Annotated in this window: 16 protein-coding genes; 14 read left to right on the top strand and 2 right to left on the bottom strand. The window is 53.4% G+C overall.

The window, feature by feature from the left end; genetic code table 11:
• Nucleotides 1–20 precede the first annotated feature (20 nt).
• The gene (locus tag ACR0AY_RS05355) at nucleotides 21–788 is read right to left on the bottom strand and encodes an SDR family oxidoreductase (protein WP_170512746.1); all 768 of its coding nucleotides are present in this window, start codon (nucleotides 786–788) and stop codon (nucleotides 21–23) included.
• A 69-nt stretch (nucleotides 789–857) separates the two neighbouring features.
• Between ACR0AY_RS05355 and ACR0AY_RS05350 the strand changes: the two genes are divergently transcribed.
• The 3 genes from ACR0AY_RS05350 to ACR0AY_RS05340 all read left to right on the top strand — a co-directional run bounded on the left by ACR0AY_RS05350 (nucleotide 858) and on the right by ACR0AY_RS05340 (nucleotide 3,574).
• The gene (locus tag ACR0AY_RS05350) at nucleotides 858–1,916 is read left to right on the top strand and encodes an L-idonate 5-dehydrogenase (RefSeq protein ID WP_170512748.1); all 1,059 of its coding nucleotides are present in this window, start codon (nucleotides 858–860) and stop codon (nucleotides 1,914–1,916) included.
• On the top strand, nucleotides 1,909–2,730 hold the full coding sequence (locus ACR0AY_RS05345) for a phytanoyl-CoA dioxygenase family protein (RefSeq protein ID WP_480453795.1): 822 nt from the start codon (nucleotides 1,909–1,911) through the stop codon (nucleotides 2,728–2,730). The genes ACR0AY_RS05350 and ACR0AY_RS05345 overlap by 8 nt, the downstream gene beginning before the upstream one ends.
• Nucleotides 2,731–2,866: 136 nt before the next feature.
• The gene (locus ACR0AY_RS05340) at nucleotides 2,867–3,574 is read left to right on the top strand and encodes an IS6 family transposase (RefSeq protein ID WP_170512752.1); all 708 of its coding nucleotides are present in this window, start codon (nucleotides 2,867–2,869) and stop codon (nucleotides 3,572–3,574) included.
• 104 nt (nucleotides 3,575–3,678) lie between these two features.
• Here ACR0AY_RS05340 and ACR0AY_RS05335 read toward each other — a convergent pair whose 3' ends face one another.
• Complete coding sequence (locus ACR0AY_RS05335; protein WP_170512754.1) at nucleotides 3,679–4,458, bottom strand: MOSC domain-containing protein; 780 nt, start codon at nucleotides 4,456–4,458, stop codon at nucleotides 3,679–3,681.
• 402 nt (nucleotides 4,459–4,860) lie between these two features.
• Here ACR0AY_RS05335 and ACR0AY_RS05330 point away from each other — a divergent pair, with 402 nt between their 5' ends.
• The 11 genes from ACR0AY_RS05330 (at nucleotide 4,861) to xylB (ending at nucleotide 16,884) form a co-directional block, all read left to right on the top strand.
• Complete coding sequence (locus tag ACR0AY_RS05330) at nucleotides 4,861–6,180, top strand: extracellular solute-binding protein (RefSeq protein WP_170424759.1); 1,320 nt, start codon at nucleotides 4,861–4,863, stop codon at nucleotides 6,178–6,180.
• A gap of 79 nt (nucleotides 6,181–6,259) precedes the next feature.
• Complete coding sequence (locus tag ACR0AY_RS05325; RefSeq protein ID WP_170567725.1) at nucleotides 6,260–7,207, top strand: carbohydrate ABC transporter permease; 948 nt, start codon at nucleotides 6,260–6,262, stop codon at nucleotides 7,205–7,207.
• Complete coding sequence (locus ACR0AY_RS05320) at nucleotides 7,204–8,142, top strand: carbohydrate ABC transporter permease (protein WP_010442361.1); 939 nt, start codon at nucleotides 7,204–7,206, stop codon at nucleotides 8,140–8,142. Before ACR0AY_RS05325 ends, ACR0AY_RS05320 begins: the two co-directional genes overlap by 4 nt.
• Complete coding sequence (locus ACR0AY_RS05315) at nucleotides 8,139–8,327, top strand: hypothetical protein (RefSeq protein WP_170399676.1); 189 nt, start codon at nucleotides 8,139–8,141, stop codon at nucleotides 8,325–8,327. Before ACR0AY_RS05320 ends, ACR0AY_RS05315 begins: the two co-directional genes overlap by 4 nt.
• A gap of 2 nt (nucleotides 8,328–8,329) precedes the next feature.
• Entirely contained in the window at nucleotides 8,330–9,427 is a 1,098-nt protein-coding gene (locus ACR0AY_RS05310; protein ID WP_170511808.1) for an ABC transporter ATP-binding protein, read from the top strand.
• On the top strand, nucleotides 9,420–10,412 hold the full coding sequence (locus ACR0AY_RS05305; RefSeq protein WP_170511811.1) for an ABC transporter ATP-binding protein: 993 nt from the start codon (nucleotides 9,420–9,422) through the stop codon (nucleotides 10,410–10,412). Before ACR0AY_RS05310 ends, ACR0AY_RS05305 begins: the two co-directional genes overlap by 8 nt.
• An 11-nt stretch (nucleotides 10,413–10,423) precedes the next feature.
• Nucleotides 10,424–12,046, top strand: coding sequence for a dihydroxyacetone kinase subunit DhaK (locus ACR0AY_RS05300; protein WP_170511813.1), 1,623 nt, complete (start codon nucleotides 10,424–10,426; stop codon nucleotides 12,044–12,046).
• A 37-nt stretch (nucleotides 12,047–12,083) separates the two neighbouring features.
• On the top strand, nucleotides 12,084–13,112 hold the full coding sequence (locus ACR0AY_RS05295; protein ID WP_170511815.1) for a LacI family DNA-binding transcriptional regulator: 1,029 nt from the start codon (nucleotides 12,084–12,086) through the stop codon (nucleotides 13,110–13,112).
• A 28-nt stretch (nucleotides 13,113–13,140) separates the two neighbouring features.
• The gene (locus ACR0AY_RS05290) at nucleotides 13,141–14,196 is read left to right on the top strand and encodes a sugar phosphate isomerase/epimerase family protein (RefSeq protein WP_170512759.1); all 1,056 of its coding nucleotides are present in this window, start codon (nucleotides 13,141–13,143) and stop codon (nucleotides 14,194–14,196) included.
• On the top strand, nucleotides 14,196–15,350 hold the full coding sequence (locus tag ACR0AY_RS05285; protein WP_170403456.1) for a Gfo/Idh/MocA family protein: 1,155 nt from the start codon (nucleotides 14,196–14,198) through the stop codon (nucleotides 15,348–15,350). Before ACR0AY_RS05290 ends, ACR0AY_RS05285 begins: the two co-directional genes overlap by 1 nt.
• A 76-nt stretch (nucleotides 15,351–15,426) precedes the next feature.
• Nucleotides 15,427–16,884, top strand: coding sequence for a xylulokinase (gene xylB, locus ACR0AY_RS05280; RefSeq protein WP_170512761.1), 1,458 nt, complete (start codon nucleotides 15,427–15,429; stop codon nucleotides 16,882–16,884).
• Nucleotide 16,885: the final 1 nt, after the last annotated feature.

The following is a 16,885-nucleotide window of genomic DNA, read 5'->3' as shown; positions in this document are numbered from 1 at the left end:
AGGCGATTGGAAGCTGCAGATCAAAGTGACGCCGTTATTCCACCATCGACATAGAGAGTATGACCATTGACGAAACTGGATGCAGGGGAAGCAAGGAAAATGGCGGCGCCTACAAGTTCTTCTACATTGCCCCAGCGGCCGGCCGGGGTACGTTTCTCAAGCCATGAGCTAAACTCTGGGTCGGCAACCAAGGCGGCGTTCAAAGGCGTATCGAAATATCCAGGCGCAATGGCATTGCAGTTTAGACCATACTTAGCCCAATCAGTTGCCATTCCTTTTGTAAGATTGGTCACGGCACCTTTTGTCGCCGTGTAAGGCGCAATACCCGGTCTTGCTAATGCGGATTGAACCGACGCAATGTTAATGATCTTACCAGACTTTCTTTCAATCATGTGCCGTGCCACAGCCTGACCGACGTGAAAGACGGACGCTACATTTGTCTGTAGCAGGCGCTCGAAGGCATCAGCGGGGAAATCCTGTAACTCCGTCCTGTGTTGCATTCCGGCGTTGTTTATCAGGATGTCTATCGGGCCGACCTTTGCTTCAAAGTCGTCGACGGCAGATCGGACACCTTCATGATCGGTTGCATCGAACGAAAGTTCGCGTACCGAGGCACCTGTTTCGCTCAGCTCGGATGCTGCTGACGCTAGTTTAGTGGCATCGCGCCCGTTCAAAACGACCTGCGCACCGGCGGCAGCCAAACCACAAGCCAACGCAAATCCGATGCCTTGGCTAGAGCCTGTTACGAGCGCGCGTGTTCCCTCTAGGCTAAACATTTCAAGCGTCATGCAAAAATCCCTTGGTTGTCAGCACCGACTATCCGTATCTTTTGGCAATCTGTATAGGGAGTCCGTGCAATGTCTTCGGCCAGTGTTGCTGTTGTTATCCATGCCGCAAAAGATCTGAGGTTGGAAAACCGGGATGTGCACGACGTGGGGCCAGACGAAGTCTTGATTGCCATGCGCGCGGGAGGGATTTGCGGCTCTGACCTGCATTATTATAACCACGGTGGTTTCGGCGCGATCAAGTTGCGTCAACCGATGGTGCTTGGACACGAAATCGCCGGGGAAATAGTGAGAGTTGGGTCAAGTGTGCAGGGGTTGCATTTAGGTCAACTGGTTGCAGTTTCTCCATCCCGACCTTGCCAATCCTGCCTTTATTGTCTGAACGGGCAGCAAAACCACTGTCTTGATATGAAGTTCTATGGCAGTGCGATGCCGTTCCCGCATATCCAAGGCGCTTTTCAAAGCAAACTCGTAGCGAAAGCCAGTCAATGCGTTCCTGCAGATGGGTTAAGTCCTGCGCAGGCCGCTATGGCCGAACCTTTGGCGGTCTGTTTGCACGCGATTAAACAAGTCGGGAGCCTCTCAGGTAAAACGGTACTTATCACGGGATGCGGTCCAATCGGCTGCCTCACGATCTTGGCGGCGCGTCGTTCTGGGGCGGCCAGAATAGTGGCGACGGATATCTCGGACCAGACCCTCGCTCTGGCGCGTGAATGCGGGGCAGACGATGTCATCAACACCTACACCGATCCGCAAAAACTGGAGCAGTTTGAAAACGAAAAGGGCCAGGTTGATGTACAACTGGAGTGTTCTGGGGCTCAATCGGCTCTGGCTTCTGGCGTCGCATGCTTGCGCCCGGGTGGAACATTGGTTCAGCTTGGTCTGGGCGGAGATATGACAGTGCCGATGCAGGCGTTGACTGCAAAAGAGATTGTACTTCGCGGGTCTTTCCGTTTCCATTCCGAGTTCTCAGTCGCGGTCGAGATGATGCGAAGCGGGCTAATAAATGTAGACCAGTTGGTGACGCATTCCTTCGAGGTTAGCGAGGCCGTCACTGCTTTCGAGGTTGCGTCCGATCGAAGCCGATCAATGAAGGTGCAGTTAACTTTTCCGGATAATGACAATGGATAAACGAACGCGTGATATTGCAAAGACTTATGAAAGAGATGGTTTCGTAGCTCCGCTGGATATCCTGACAGTTTCTGAGGTCCAAGCGCTGCGCAATGATTTTGAGGAAGCAGAGCGCATTCTCAGAGACGACCCAGATAAACTTAAGCTTCTATATTCTTATCCGGACAGGCTGATACCATCATTCGATGCACTACTTCGCCATCCGAAGCTGATTGAGGCTGCTTCAACGGTGTTAGGGCCGGACCTCATGGTTTGGAGCGGTGCACTTTTCGTAAAAGAAGCGCGATCATCGAAGATAGTCTCGTGGCACCAAGACTTGACCTATTGGGGATTGGATGATGCTGAAGAGGTTACCTGTTGGGTTGCGATTTCAGAAGCGTCTGAGCAAAGCGGGTGTATGAAGTTTGTTCCTGGCAGCCACAAAAGCCGTATCGTGCCTCACGTGGACACTTTCAGCGAAAACAATCTGTTATCACGTGGGCAGGAAATCGCAGTCGATGTGAACGAAAAAGATGCAGTTGCTGCCGAATTGCGTGCGGGGCAGGCATCCATGCATCACGGGCATCTCTTTCACGCATCCGGGCCCAATAACACAGACGATAGACGCATTGGTGCGGCGTTGCGTTTCATAAAGCCTTCAATGAAACAGCAGAATGGCGTGAAAACTTTGGTTGCGCTAGTCGCAGGGCGAGATGATTTTGGGCATTTCTTACTTGCGTCCTCCCCTCAGGGCTTTTTGCATGAGAACGATTTCGTTTTGTGTCAAAGGGATGCAGACCGCAAGAAACAAATACTCTTCGCCGGAGTGAAGTGACGCCCTTGGCATGCCAAGAACCATTGCTACATCGACCCGGAAGCAGACCTGAATCGCGAAAACCAATGAACATTCAAAAGGGTCTTGTCATAAGAACTTGGGGTGAGCGGGCAGGGGTGTTGCGTAGCTTGTGCCCATGACTAATCCTGCCTCTTACAAGTATTTCAAAACCAGCCCCGAGATCATCCGCCTTGCGGTGATGTTATACATCCGCTTCTCGCCTTCACTTCGGAATGTCGAAGTTCTGCTGCACGAGCGAGGCATCGACGTGAGCCACGAAACTGTCCGATATGGGTGGAACAGGTTCGGTCCGATGATTGCCTCTGAGATCCGAAGTAAGCGGGTGCAACAACTGCGCGCATTCTCGAAATGGAAGTGGCATGTGGATGAGGTTTTTGTGAAGGTCAATGGCAAGAAACATTACCTCTGGCGGGCCGTAGATCATGAGGGCGAAGTGCTGGAAGCAGTTGTCACCAAACGTCGAAACAAAGCTGTACCATTGAAATTCCTCAAGAAATTAATGAAGCGATGCGGTAAAGCGGAAACCGTCGTCACGGCTCGCTTCGCCGGACACAGAGTCGCGGTCAGAGAGCTGGGCACGCTCGAAAAACAACCGACGGGCAGGTGGCTCAACAACCGCATCGAGAACTCGCACCTGCCGTATCAACAACGCGAGCGCGCGATGCAGGGTTTAAGGCGCATTCGAAGTTTACAGAATTTCGCTTCCGACCATTCCTACGTATACAACCACTTTAACCAGGAAATATCCCTCACCAGCCGAGACTCCTTCAAGCTGACGCGAACCGCCGCTCTTGACGAGTGGCGTCAACTTTGTTCCGGATAGGTTCACGATTTTGAGTCAAATTGAGACTGGTTAAAATTCGTCTGACAGCACCTGCATCCAAATCAATGGGTCCAGAGCCTAGCTGAGATTGGTTCATACTTGTTCTACTGCGTTATCTTTCCATGTTGGCCTACGTTTAGGGTTCCCTTCTCCTGAACCTCTGCGTACACGCCCATATCCATGTGGCCCAAGTGTTTTCGAATAAGGAACGGGATTTTCAAGTCTCGTTCGGCTGTTTGAGGGTTAACTTCGGTAGCGGCACATCTTTTTGTTCGCGAAATTATAATTAGCTTCACATCGCCAAAGGCCAAGGTTGAGCCGACAGAGTCTAACTCGGAAAATGGAGGTGGTCCGTCCAATTCAATATTCGCACGAAACCTTGCCGGGTGTATTTCCACATTGAGCTCTCTACTAAGTGCATCAACAGACGCTAGGTTGAGAACGGAAATTGCGTTCATCATTTTTGGCGACACGACCGAAACGTCTGTGAATCGATGCGGATGGGAAGAGACAAACACTGGCGGTTCGGGGTCTCTTAAGTCGAGTGTGTTATTGAGGAAACTCGCCGCGTCCAATTGCCCGTTTGGCTCACTCATATCGAAGTGGAGAGTTTTCCTTCCGTGCTTAATTTCCAGCAATTGAGTTTGAGCGTCGAATTTGGTTTGCAGTCCAGCCAGTCTTGCTTCGTTCAAAAGCACAACAAAGCGGTCTTTTCTCAATGGTTTTGGATCTCGAGGGTCGAAACCGGAGTTGTAGCGGGCAAAGCCGAATAGGCGGTCACCAGGAATGCCGTCACCCGCTCGCAGGTTTATGGTGCTTAGTGGTTCCGGGCTCAAACCTTTGATTGGGTAGCGGTTCATCCGGACAATGGTGAGTTTACTCATAATTGGGGTCCTGGCTTGTCGAGATATCCGTGTGGTGAGGCTGGCTAGCGCCCTCCTAGCGATCCTACATTGGAATCTTGGTTGAACGGCAAGAATTGGGCTTCGGCATAATCATGGATAAGCTCGGGTTGGAAATGCAATACCGTCGGTGCCTTGATTTGAAGAATCAGCGCGTTTGATTTCGAATTCCTTCTTCCTTTGCGCTTGATGAACCTGAGTGATCGAGAAGAAGAAATATTTAGTAAAAGCATATTATTACTGGGAGATATCGATGTGTCGGCGGTGATTTTGAGGTACGAACCTCAAAATTTTCTGGACTTGAGGTGCGTACCTCAAATAGCCTTATAGACATGCCGCGATTCGCACATCCTCGAATGACGGCGCAAAAAAAGGGAGGAATGGATGACTTACTCAAAACTGGCCTCGGCCAGCGCAATAGTCCTTGCCGCTACTACTCTTTCTACAAGGGCATATGCCGAAGACCTGACACTGTGTTGGGCAGCATGGGACCCGGCCAACGCTCTAGTTGAGCTTTCAAAAGAATTCGAAGCTGAGTCCGGCCATACTATGAACTTCGAGTTTGTGCCGTGGCCAAATTTTGCGGACCGGATGCTGAATGAGCTGAACTCTGGGGGTAAGCTCTGTGACCTGTTGATCGGAGATAGTCAGTGGATCGGCGGGGGCGCTGAAAATGGTCATTATGTAAAACTGAATGATTTCTTCGATGCCGAGAGCATCAGCATGGACGATTTCGCGCCGGCAACGGTTTACGCCTATTCGACATGGCCTAAAGGTACTCCGAACTACTACGCATTGCCCGCAATGGGGGATGCAAACGGCTGGTTCTATCGCAAGGACTGGTTCGAGAATCCGGACATCCAAGCTGCGTACAAGGAAGCAACAGGGCAAGATTTGCGTGAACCTCAGTCTCAGAAAGAATTGCTGCAAATCGCGCAGTTTTTCCAGGGTCGTGAGATCGATGGAAAGACGGTCTACGGTGCGGCGATCTTTACAGAGCGTGGGTCCGAAGGGATCACCATGGGTGTGACCGGAGCGCTCTATCCGTGGGGCTTCAAATATGAAAACACACCAGGATCCTACGATATGGAGGGTGCCGTAAACTCGCCCGAAGCAGTCGAAGCGCTAGAGTTTTACAAAGAATTCTACAAAACAGCGACACCCCCAGGATACACAAACTCCTACATGGGAGAGAGCTTGGACGCCTTTAAGTCCGGTCAGGTCGCCATGGCTATGAACTGGTTCGCGTTCTTCCCGGGTCTCTATGCCGATCCCAATACCGGTGGTGACAAGATCGACTTCTTCGTGAACCCACCACAAAATCAGGCAGGCTCGACACTGGGCGGACAAGGTATCTCTGTTGTCAGCTACTCTGACAAACAGGACGCCGCGCTTGAGTACATTAAGTGGTTCGCGCAGCCAGAAGTTCAGGCCAAATGGTGGGAACTAGGCGGCTACTCAGCACATAATTCGGTGCTGGAAGATCCTGGTTTCGTAGACAGCCAACCGTTCGCCGGTGACTTCCTCGAAGCAATGGCCGGGGTGCAGGATTTCTGGCAAGAGCCTGCCTACGCGGAACTGCTGCTGGCAATGCAGAAGCGCATCCACGACTACGTGGTTGCCGACCAAGGCACAGCTCAAGAAGCGCTTGATCTTCTGATCGAAGATTGGACGGAAGTCTTCGAAGACGAAGGCAAGCTTTAGTCCGGACACAGGCAGGAGCGGGTGCAAACCCGCTCTACCTTCACCCGTGAGTCCTAAACCAACAAGAACTGGCAAAGAGATGTCTGACAGGACCGTAGATCGCGTTGCGCAGGCAACGCCCGAGCGAGTTGCGCGAAAAATTCGGGGGTTATCCGACCGCGCGATCGCCTGGGTATTCATCTCCCCAACGATATTTCTACTGCTGGCGATCAATATCTTCCCTTTGATCTGGACCATCCAACTGAGCTTTACCAACTACAAGGCCAACCGGATCGGCCGTGAAGTCAAAGATGTCGGGCTCAGGAATTACGAGCGTATCCTGACGGACTCGGACACCTGGCTGAACATGCAGGCGACGGCGCATTTCCTGTTCTGGACGATTTTTTTTCAAGTCCTGATCGGATTTACTCTGGCGTGGTTGATCAACAAGAAATTCAAGGGCAATGATCTTTGGACCACGATCATCGTGCTGCCGATGATGTTGTCGCCTGCCGTCGTCGGGAACTTCTGGAAGTTTCTCTATCAGCCCCAGATCGGTCTGTTTAACTACATCGTATCGTGGTTTACCGGCAAAGACCCGTCGAGCTTTGAGATGCTCGGGTCCGTAACGCTGGCGCCCTGGTCCATCGTGATTGTCGACACCTGGATGTGGACCCCCTTCGTGATGCTCATCTGTCTGGCCGGGCTGCGCAGTATTCCCGATTACATCTACGAGGCAGCTGAGATCGACAGGGCCAGCAAGCTGCGCCAGTTCTTTACGATTACCATCCCGATGGTCCTGCCATTCCTCATGTTGGCGGTGCTGTTTAGAGGGATCGAGAACTTCAAGATGTTCGATCTGGTGGTGCAACTGACGGGCGGCGGGCCAGGGTCTGTTACGGAGCTGACCTCCATCAATTTGAAGCGCGAAGCCTTTGAGAAATGGCGCACGGGTTATGCCTCGGCCTATGCGATCATCCTTTTCGTCACCGTGTTCGGCCTTGCGTCGATCTACGTCAAAGCCCTGAACAAGGTGAAACAGAGATGAGCAGTTTTTCCGTCACCGAACCTTCGAACCGTTCAAAGTGGATCGCCGGGTTTCTGGTTATCACCTATGCGCTGATCACGATGATCCCGCTGGTTTGGATTTTGCTAACTGGCTTCAAGTCTCCAGCCGACGCGATCAGCTATCCGCCCAAGGTTGTCTTTGACCCAACGCTTGAAGGCTATGTCAATCTCTTCACCACTCGCACACGGCAGACGCAGGAGTTCCTGGAAGCAAACCCGCCACAGAACTGGGCCGATGAGATCGTCCGGCAATATGACATGGTTATTGTCGGGCCATCCAAGTTTGGCGAGCGTTTTATGAATTCGGTGATCATCGGGTTTGGATCGACGTTCCTAAGCATCTTCCTTGGCACCTTGGCTGCTTATGCATTCAGCCGTTTCAAGGTGCCGCTCAAGGATGACCTTCTATTCTTCATCCTCAGTACGAGAATGATGCCCCCGGTCGCCGTTGCGATCCCAATCTTCCTGATGTTCAGAAACCTCGGTCTAAGCGACACGCATTTGGGGATGATCCTTCTCTATACGGGTGTGAACATCTCGTTGGCTGTTTGGCTGCTGAAAGGGTTCATCGACGAAATCCCGCGAGAGTACGAGGAAGCGGCACTAATAGACGGCTACACGCGGTTTCAGGCGTTTTACAAAGTTGTACTGCCGCAGGCTGCGACGGGTATCGCTTCGACAGCGATCTTCTGCCTTATCTTTGCATGGAACGAGTATGCGTTTGCCGTGTTGCTGACATCCGCGAATGCGCAGACCGCGCCGCCCTTTATTCCCACCATCATCGGGATCGGTGGGCTGGATTGGCCTGCAGTTGCGGCTGGTGCCACGATCTTCCTGATTCCGGTCATGATTTTCACCATCCTGATGCGCAAACACCTGCTGCGCGGGATCACATTCGGAGCGGTGCGCAAATGAGCGAGTTTCTATCAGGATTAATGCGTTTTCGCCGAGGCCCATGGGAGATGGTCGCGACCATCCTCATCGCGGTCGGCGTATTTATGCTGATGCAACCGTTCGTCCTTTGGGCGTTCACTTATTCCTTCATCGTTACGCTGATCGGAACTGTCATGTTCATCATCGTCAGCCATTTTCCGGAGTAGAAATGGCCCAGATCGTTGTCAAAAACGTAAAGAAGATGTTCGGCGATTTCACCGCTGTGCGGGAAAGCTCGTTCACGATTGAAGATGGTGAATTCTTCATGCTGCTTGGTCCATCGGGCTGCGGCAAAACAACGACGCTGAGGATGATCGCAGGCTTGGAGCTTCCAACATCGGGTGAGATCTATCTCGACGGCGAAGAAATCAGCCAGCGACCCCCATCAGAGCGAGACATTGCATTCGTGTTCCAGATGTTTGCGCTGTATCCACATATGAACGTGCGTAAGAATATCAGCTATCCGTTGATATCGCAGGGGATGCCGCGCTCAGCTGTTAAAGCCAAAGTGGAAGAAGTTTCCGAAATTCTGGGGATAACAGACATTCTGGACAACCCTGTTGGCGGGCTTTCTGGTGGGGACAGACAGCGCGTCGCGCTTGGACGCGCGATTGTGCGTGAACCCAAAGCATTCATGATGGACGAGCCTCTAGGCGCATTGGATGCTGAGTTTCGCGAGCATATGGCTGAGGAACTGCGTGCACTTCATGATCGCATGGGTGCGACCACGGTGTATGTCACGCACGATCAGCTGGAAGCCATGCAGATGGGCGACAAGATCGTCGTGATGAACAACGCCGAAATAGAGCAGTTTGGCACGCCTCAGGAAATTTACGACAAGCCCTCGACAATGTTCGTCGCAGACTTCATTGGGTCTCCGTCAATGAATTTTTTGCCGTTTCGGGGCAAGGTCGCACCCGGCTCTGAGTTGGTCCGGTTGAACGGACACGATGAGGCTGTTCCCAAACTGATGGAAGGGGCCGAGGGAGATCTGGTGTTTGGTGTTCGTCCCGAGCACGTGTTTCTGTCCGACACAAGCGACTATAGGGCCAAAGTTCTGGCGGCAGAATACCTTGGGACAACTCAAATCGTAACGCTACAGAGTCCGAATGGAGAGCTGAAAGCCCGTATTGATGCGCGCGAGACGGTAAATCCCGGCGAAACTGTGGGTCTGGAGTTTAGGTCTCCGACCATCACGCTGTTCAAAGAGTCCACGGGCAAAGCTCTCAGGTCGGTTCTGAACGATGAGGTATTGGGTCATGGCTGAAGTCGTTCTGGAAAGCATCTCAAAGTCCTTCGGCAGCCTGAAGGCAGTCGATGATATCTCGGTTACGATCCCCGACGGCGCTTTTGTCGTGCTGCTGGGCCCGACTGGCGCCGGAAAGACGACTACACTAAGGTTGATTTCCGGGCTTGAAAAACTCGATTCCGGCTCAATTCACATAGCTGGTCGGGATGTGGGGTTTGAAACACCCGCTCAACGTGATGTTGCGATGGTTTTCCAGCAGTACTCACTTTACCCGCATATGACGGTGCGCGAAAACCTGTCTTTTCCGCTACGATCTCCGATCCTAAAGACACCAGAAGACGAAATCACAAAGAAAGTGAATGAAGTCGCAGAGATACTGCAAATCCCGCATAAGCTGGACAACAAAGCTACCGAACTGTCCGGCGGCGAAATGCAACGGGTGTCGATTGGGCGAGCGCTGGTGCGCGATCCACAGATTTTTTTGATGGACGAGCCGCTTAGTTCGTTAGATGCAAAGCTGCGTGCGGACTTGCGAGTTGAGTTGAAGAGAATTCAGGCGGATTTGGGGTCCACGCTTCTGTACGTGACCCACGACCAGGTTGAAGCGATGACCATGGCAACGCATATCGGCGTGCTGGAAGAGGGCAGGTTGGTTCAGTACGGCACGCCTCGGGACATCTATGAAAACCCGCGCAGCGTCTATGTCGCCAGCCGTTTGGGATTGCCGCGGATCAATATTCTGCCATCTCACTTGTTTGGCGGGAACCATAAAGGCCCTCAGATTGGCTTACGTCCCGAGCATATCGTGGAAGGCGAGGGCAGTGATGCTCGTGTCATCCGGGCCGAACATCTGGGTGACCAAACGCGATTGCATCTAGATTTGAACGGCCACTCGGTCGTGACCTTGATCGATGTTCATCAGGATTACCCCGCTGGGCAAACGATCAAAATAAGCCCGCACAACCCATTGTATTTTGACGCCTCTGGCGCACGCGTGACTTAAGGAGCAAAAGCATGGCCCAGTTCCTCAACACCAAAGAAACCCTTGTAACAGAGGCGATTGACGGTCTTTTGGCCGCTTCTGGCGGCGCATTGACCCGATTGGACGGCTACCCGCATATCAAGGTGGTTTACCGCTCGGATTGGGACAAATCCAAGGTGGCATTGGTGTCTGGTGGCGGGTCTGGTCACGAACCTGCTCATGCTGGGTTTGTCGGGGCTGGCATGCTGACTGCGGCTGTGTGTGGAGAGGTGTTTGCATCGCCTTCAGTTGAGGCGGTTCTTGCGGGCATTCTGGCCGTGACCGGTGAGGCGGGGTGTTTGCTAATTGTGAAAAATTACACTGGTGATCGGTTGAACTTTGGGCTTGCGGCGGAACGCGCCCGCGCCTTGGGGCGCAAGGTTGAGATGGTGGTCGTCGATGATGACATCGCCTTGCCGGATCTGCCGCAGCCGCGTGGTGTGGCCGGGACCTTGTTCGTACACAAAATTGCAGGCGCGCTTGCGGAAGATGGCGCTGACCTGGACACAGTGACCAAGGCTGCAAAAAGCGTCATCGGTAAAGTGGTCAGTATCGGGATGAGCCTCGATACCTGCACCGTTCCGGGATCTCCGAAAGAGGACAGGATTGCACCGGGCAAAGCCGAGTTGGGCTTGGGAATCCATGGCGAACCGGGTGTTGAGCAGGTGGATTTTGCCAATGCGGTCACGGCTATGTCCACCGTCGTAGGAAAGTTAAAACAACGGATTAGCTCGGGGGAATGTGTTGCGTTGGTTAACAACCTCGGGTCTACAACCCCGCTGGAAATGTCCGTGTTGACGCACGCGTTATCCGAAACAGGGATGGCGCGTCACATTATCGGTCCTTCGCCAATGATGACATCTCTGGACATGCACGGATTCTCTGTTTCTGTCTTGCCCGTGAGCGAAGGCGAACTGTCGGCGCTTGAAGCTCCGGTCGCTCTCGTGGCATGGCCAGGCGTCAATTCTATTGATCCAATTCAAGTCGCGCCTTTGCCTGATGGCTTGACACCGATTGATCCTATTCCATCCAACAATCCCGCGACGAAGGAAACGATCACGCGATTGTCCGAATTGATGATAAATGCTGAGAAGGACCTGAATGAGTTAGATGCCAAGTCCGGCGATGGAGATACCGGCAGCACATTGGCAACTGCGGCCAGGGCTCTGCAGGGTAGTCTGGACCGAATGCCACTTGCGGATCTGACGCAACTTTTTCCGGCTTTGGGCAACGAACTCAGCCAAACAATGGGTGGTTCTTCAGGGGTCATTCTTGCCATCTTTTTCAATGCAGCAGGAGACGCCTGCGCCAGTGGCGCATCGATCCCGAAGTCTTTGGCGGAAGGTTTGAACCGCGTCAGCCAGGTTGGGGGCGCGAAGGTCGGCGACAGGACAATGATCGACGCGTTGGCACCCGCTTTGGACGCTCTGCCTTTGGGATTGGTCCAAGCTGCACATGCAGCGCGCGAAGGCGCGGACAGCACTGCAAATATTCACCGTGCCAAGGCCGGTCGGGCCGCTTATGTTCCCGAGGAAAACCTGATGGGAAACAACGACCCTGGCGCTGAAGCCGTCGCCTTGCTGTTCGAGGGGTTGGCGCAGGAGATTAAAGGCTGAACGACACGTGAAAGAGCAAAAACACAAACTAGAATTGGTGAACAAACCAACTGTGAATGACATTGCGCGTGTTGCGGGTGTCAGTCTGGCAACCGTTGATCGTGTCCTGAACAGACGGCCGGGCGTTCGTGCAGTGACTGTACAAAAGGTTCAACAGGCAATTAATGAGCTTGGCTATGTCCGCGACACCGCTGCAGCCAACCTTGCGAGAAAGCGTGTCTATAACTTCTTGTTTGTGCTGCCCGATAGCGACAACGAGTTTGTCGAAGCGCTTAGCAAGCAAATCGTAGAACAGTCGCGCGATCAGTTCATCGAGCGGACTCGTATGAAAATCCAACGTGTCGCTCCATTTGATCCCCAGGAAATTGTCGAAATCCTAGACGCCTTGGACATTCGGGAAGTCGATGGCGTCGCCGTCTTCGGTCCGGAAACACCGTCGGTACGTGATGCGGTGAAACGGGCCCGGGACAAAGGCGTTCCAGTCGTCGCGTTGGTGTCTGACCTGCCCAGCTCGGAGCGCGACCACTTCGTCGGAGTTGACAACGTGTCGGCTGGTCGGACTGCGGCACAGTTGATGGGGCGCTTTGTGCATCGCAAGGGAAAGTTGTTGGTCTTGACAGGCTCGCGCTTGGCACGGGATCATTTGGAACGACGGCAGGGTTTCGATCTGGTGATTGCCGAAGATTTTCCGCATCTCGAAGTTGTGGCGTCGGTCGAAGGTCGCGATGACCCTGAGCTGATTTACAAGATGATGCCCGAGATTTTTGAAACCTATCCAGATCTTGTCGGTATCTATTCTTCCGCTGCTGGCAACGCCGGTTTGATCCAGTTTCTGTCCGACAGCAAAATCAGCAAAGATCTGGTGATCATAGCCCATGAACTCACGCCGCTCAGCCGTGACGCACTAAGCCGTGGAACATTTGATGCGTTAATCTCGCAGGATTCAGGTCACTTGGTCCGATCCGCGGTCCGTCTGTTGCGCGCAACATCAGACAAGGTTCCGTTCAACAAGGCACAAGAACGTATTCGCATCGATATCTATCTGAAGGAAAATTTACCGCCATAGAGGCATCGGTTTTTGGGGAGGAGACATTATGGAAACGATCAAAGGCCCGGCGTTGTTTCTGGCACAGTTCGCCGGAGATGAAGCGCCTTTCAACTCGTGGGACACCATTACCAAATGGGCGGCGGATTGTGGGTACAGAGGCGTTCAGGTGCCCAGTTGGGACGGCCGGTTGTTTGATCTTGAAACCGCTGCCTCAAGCACGGATTACTGCGATGAATTCAAGGGCAAGGCCAAAGAGAACGGCGTGGAAGTGACGGAGTTGTCCACGCATCTTCAGGGCCAACTTGTTGCCGTGCATCCCGCATACGACGCAGCATTCGACGGCTTCGCCGCCGAAAGCGTCAGGGGAAACCCAAAAGCCCGGCAGGAGTGGGCCGTTGATCAGGTTAAGAAGGCGCTGTCAGCTTCCAAAAATTTAGGGATATCAGCGCACGCGACATTCTCTGGCGCGCTCGCATGGCCTTATGTTTACCCTTGGCCGCAACGTCCTGCTGGCCTTATCGAAACAGCATTTGATGAGCTTGCCAGCCGTTGGGTCCCGATCCTGGATCACGCAGAAGATTGTGGAGTCGATGTTTGTTATGAAATCCATCCAGGCGAGGATCTGCATGATGGCGTGACCTATGAGATGTTCCTCGAACGGGCGGGCAATCATGCTCGGGCTTGTATGCTGTACGACCCGTCGCATTACGTTCTGCAGTGTCTCGACTACCTGGATAATATCGACATCTACAAAGACCGAATCCGGATGTTCCATGTCAAAGACGCCGAGTTCAACCCGACCGGTCGGCAGGGCGTCTATTCTGGTTATCAAAGCTGGGTTAACCGGGCAGGGCGTTTCCGCTCGCTTGGTGATGGTCAGGTCGACTTTGGAGCCGTTTTTTCGAAAATGGCTGCAAACGATTTTGACGGCTGGGCCGTGGTCGAGTGGGAGTGCTGCTTGAAACACCCAGAAGACGGAGCGCGCGAAGGCGCGCAATTCGTTTCTGACCACATTATCCGTGTCACAGAGAAAGCATTCGACGACTTTGCGGATGGCGGCACCGATATGGCGGCCAATCGAAAAATGCTGGGGATAGACTAATGGTAACTGGACGCAGTGAAGTGAAATCAGGCCGCATTCGCCTTGGCATGGTTGGCGGCGGCACTGATGCTTTCATAGGCGGTGTGCATCGAATTGCGGCGCGCTTGGATGACAAGTTCGAGTTGGTCGCGGGTGCCTTGTCTTCAACGCCAGAAAAATCTCGAGAAAGCGGAGAAGCGTTGGGGCTCGAACGGGTCTATGACGACTTTAAGCAGATGGCGATCAGAGAAGCGCGTTTGAAATCGGGGATCGAAGCAGTCTCGATCGTTACGCCTAATCACGTTCATTACGCCGCAGCGCGAGAGTTCTTGAAGCGCGGTATTCACGTGATTTGCGACAAGCCCCTCACTTCGACCCTTGCGGATGCCAAGAAGCTCGTGAAGGCGGCGGAGAGTTCAGGCGCGCTGTTCATTCTAACCCATAACTACACCGGTTATCCAATGGTCAGGCAGGCGCGTGAGATGGTCGCCAACGGAGAGATTGGCAATATCCGCGTGGTTCAGGTTGAATATCCGCAGGACTGGTTGACCGAGCAGCAAGACTTTAAGCAAGCCGAATGGCGAACCGATCCTGAGCGCTCCGGAGCAGGGGGATCGACGGGTGACATCGGAACCCACGCCTACAATATCGCCTGCTTTGTGACAGGCTTGAAGGCGGAAAGCCTTGCGGCTGACTTGCAGGCCTTTGTGCCGGGGCGCAGGGTCGACGATAACGCACATGTCCTGCTGCGGTTCGACGGTGGCGCGCGCGGGATGCTGTGGTCGTCCCAAGTTGCCCCCGGCAACGAAAACGCACTGCGATTGCGTGTCTATGGTGAAAAAGGTGGGATCGAGTGGGCGCAGGAAGATCCAAACTATCTTTGGTTTACGCCCTATGGTGAGCCGAAACGACTGATCACCCGCAATGGGGCTGGAGCCGGGGACGCCGCCAACCGTCTGAGCAGGGTGCCTCCGGGCCATCCGGAAGGGTATCTGGAAGGTTTTGCAAATGTCTATAGTGAAGCTGCGGACGCCATAACAGCGTTTCGAAGTGGCAATTCAGCTGATCCATCGGTGATCTATCCCACTGTTCAGGATGGATTGAATGGTGTCAGGTTCGTTGCAGCTTGCGTGCAAAGTTCTGCAAGAAATGCGGCTTGGGTAAAGTTGGAGTAGCGCGACAGTCGCCTTGACACTGCGTCTTCCATGATTAATTTTATCAACTAAAATAAAACTCAAAGGATGGCGCCGAATGTATCTTGGATTGGATTTGGGAACGTCGGGACTCAGAGGCATTCTGATCGATGAATCCGGTCTCGTCGTCAGCGACGCAGAAGCTGGCATTTCTACATCGACGCCAAAACCCGGCTGGTCCGAGCAGAATCCGTCAGATTGGATTAGCGCTTGCTTAGAAGTTGTCGCGAATCTCCGTGCGGACAACGAACCGGCATTCGCAAAACTTCGCGGCATTGGTCTGAGCGGACACATGCATGGTGCCACTTTATTGGATACCAGTGGAAGGGTTCTTAGGCCCTGCATTCTATGGAATGATACACGCTCGGCGGACGAGGCAAGTACACTCGACCAGATTCCACAGATGCGCACCATATCAGGAAACATCGTTTTTCCTGGCTTCACGGCCCCGAAACTGGAATGGGTGCGATCGCACGAGCCCGAGGTGTTCTCAAAAACAGCCAAGGTTCTATTGCCTAAAGACTATCTGCGGTTTTGGCTGACGGGTGAGTACATATCGGACATGTCAGACAGTGCCGGCACATCATGGTTGGACGTAGACAATCGTCAGTGGTCGGAAACGGCTTTGGGTTTGGGTCACATGCATGCCTCGCAGATGCCGCGTCTTGTCGAAGGGAACGAACCGGCTGGTGAGTTGAAAACTGAGCTGCGGCGGGCGTGGGGGCTTTCCAATCCTGTCGTTGTGGCAGGTGGCGCAGGTGACAATGCGGCCGCCGCGTGTGGCATCGGGAGCATTCGGGACGGCGCGGGTTTTGTATCTTTGGGAACGTCCGGAGTTCTTCTTGTTGCTCGGGATGCATATGCTCCGGCACCTGAAACTGCAGTACATTGCTTTTGCCACGCTGTTCCCGAAATGTGGATACAAATGGGGGTCATACTCTCGGCAACAAACAGTATGAATTGGTTGTCTCGCAATATAAGTCAATCTGTGGAAAAACTGGCGTCGATGGTACCCGACAGTATAACCGGACCCTCCTCGATCGCGTTCCTACCGTACCTTTCAGGCGAGCGAACGCCGCATAACAACAGCCGGATCCGAGCAGCTTTCTTAGGAATAGATGTCGCGTCGGGCCCCGCTGAACTGACACAATCTGTGATGGAAGGCGTCGCCTTTGCGATGCGGGACTGTCTTGAAGCCTTAAAAAGCACCGGAACCGTACCGACCAACTTGATGGCTGTTGGAGGAGGTGCACGATCCAGGTTCTGGTTGGAAACAATGGCGACCGTATTGCAAGTGCCGTTGGGCTTGCCAAAAGGCAGTGATTTCGGAGCGGCGATGGGCGCAGCGCGCCTCGCTATCTGCGCGGCCAACAACGCAAACCTTGGGGACATCATGACACCGCCCAAAATTCAGGAAGTTATCGATCCACGTAACGATCTGGCCGAACACTATGAAAGGGAATATGGGCGATATCGACAGTATTACATGGCACTGGCGCCCTTGGCGGCAGGATGAC

This window comes from Ruegeria sp. A5, assembly GCF_056543005.1.
This window is presented reverse-complemented; position numbering and strand designations above follow the sequence as displayed.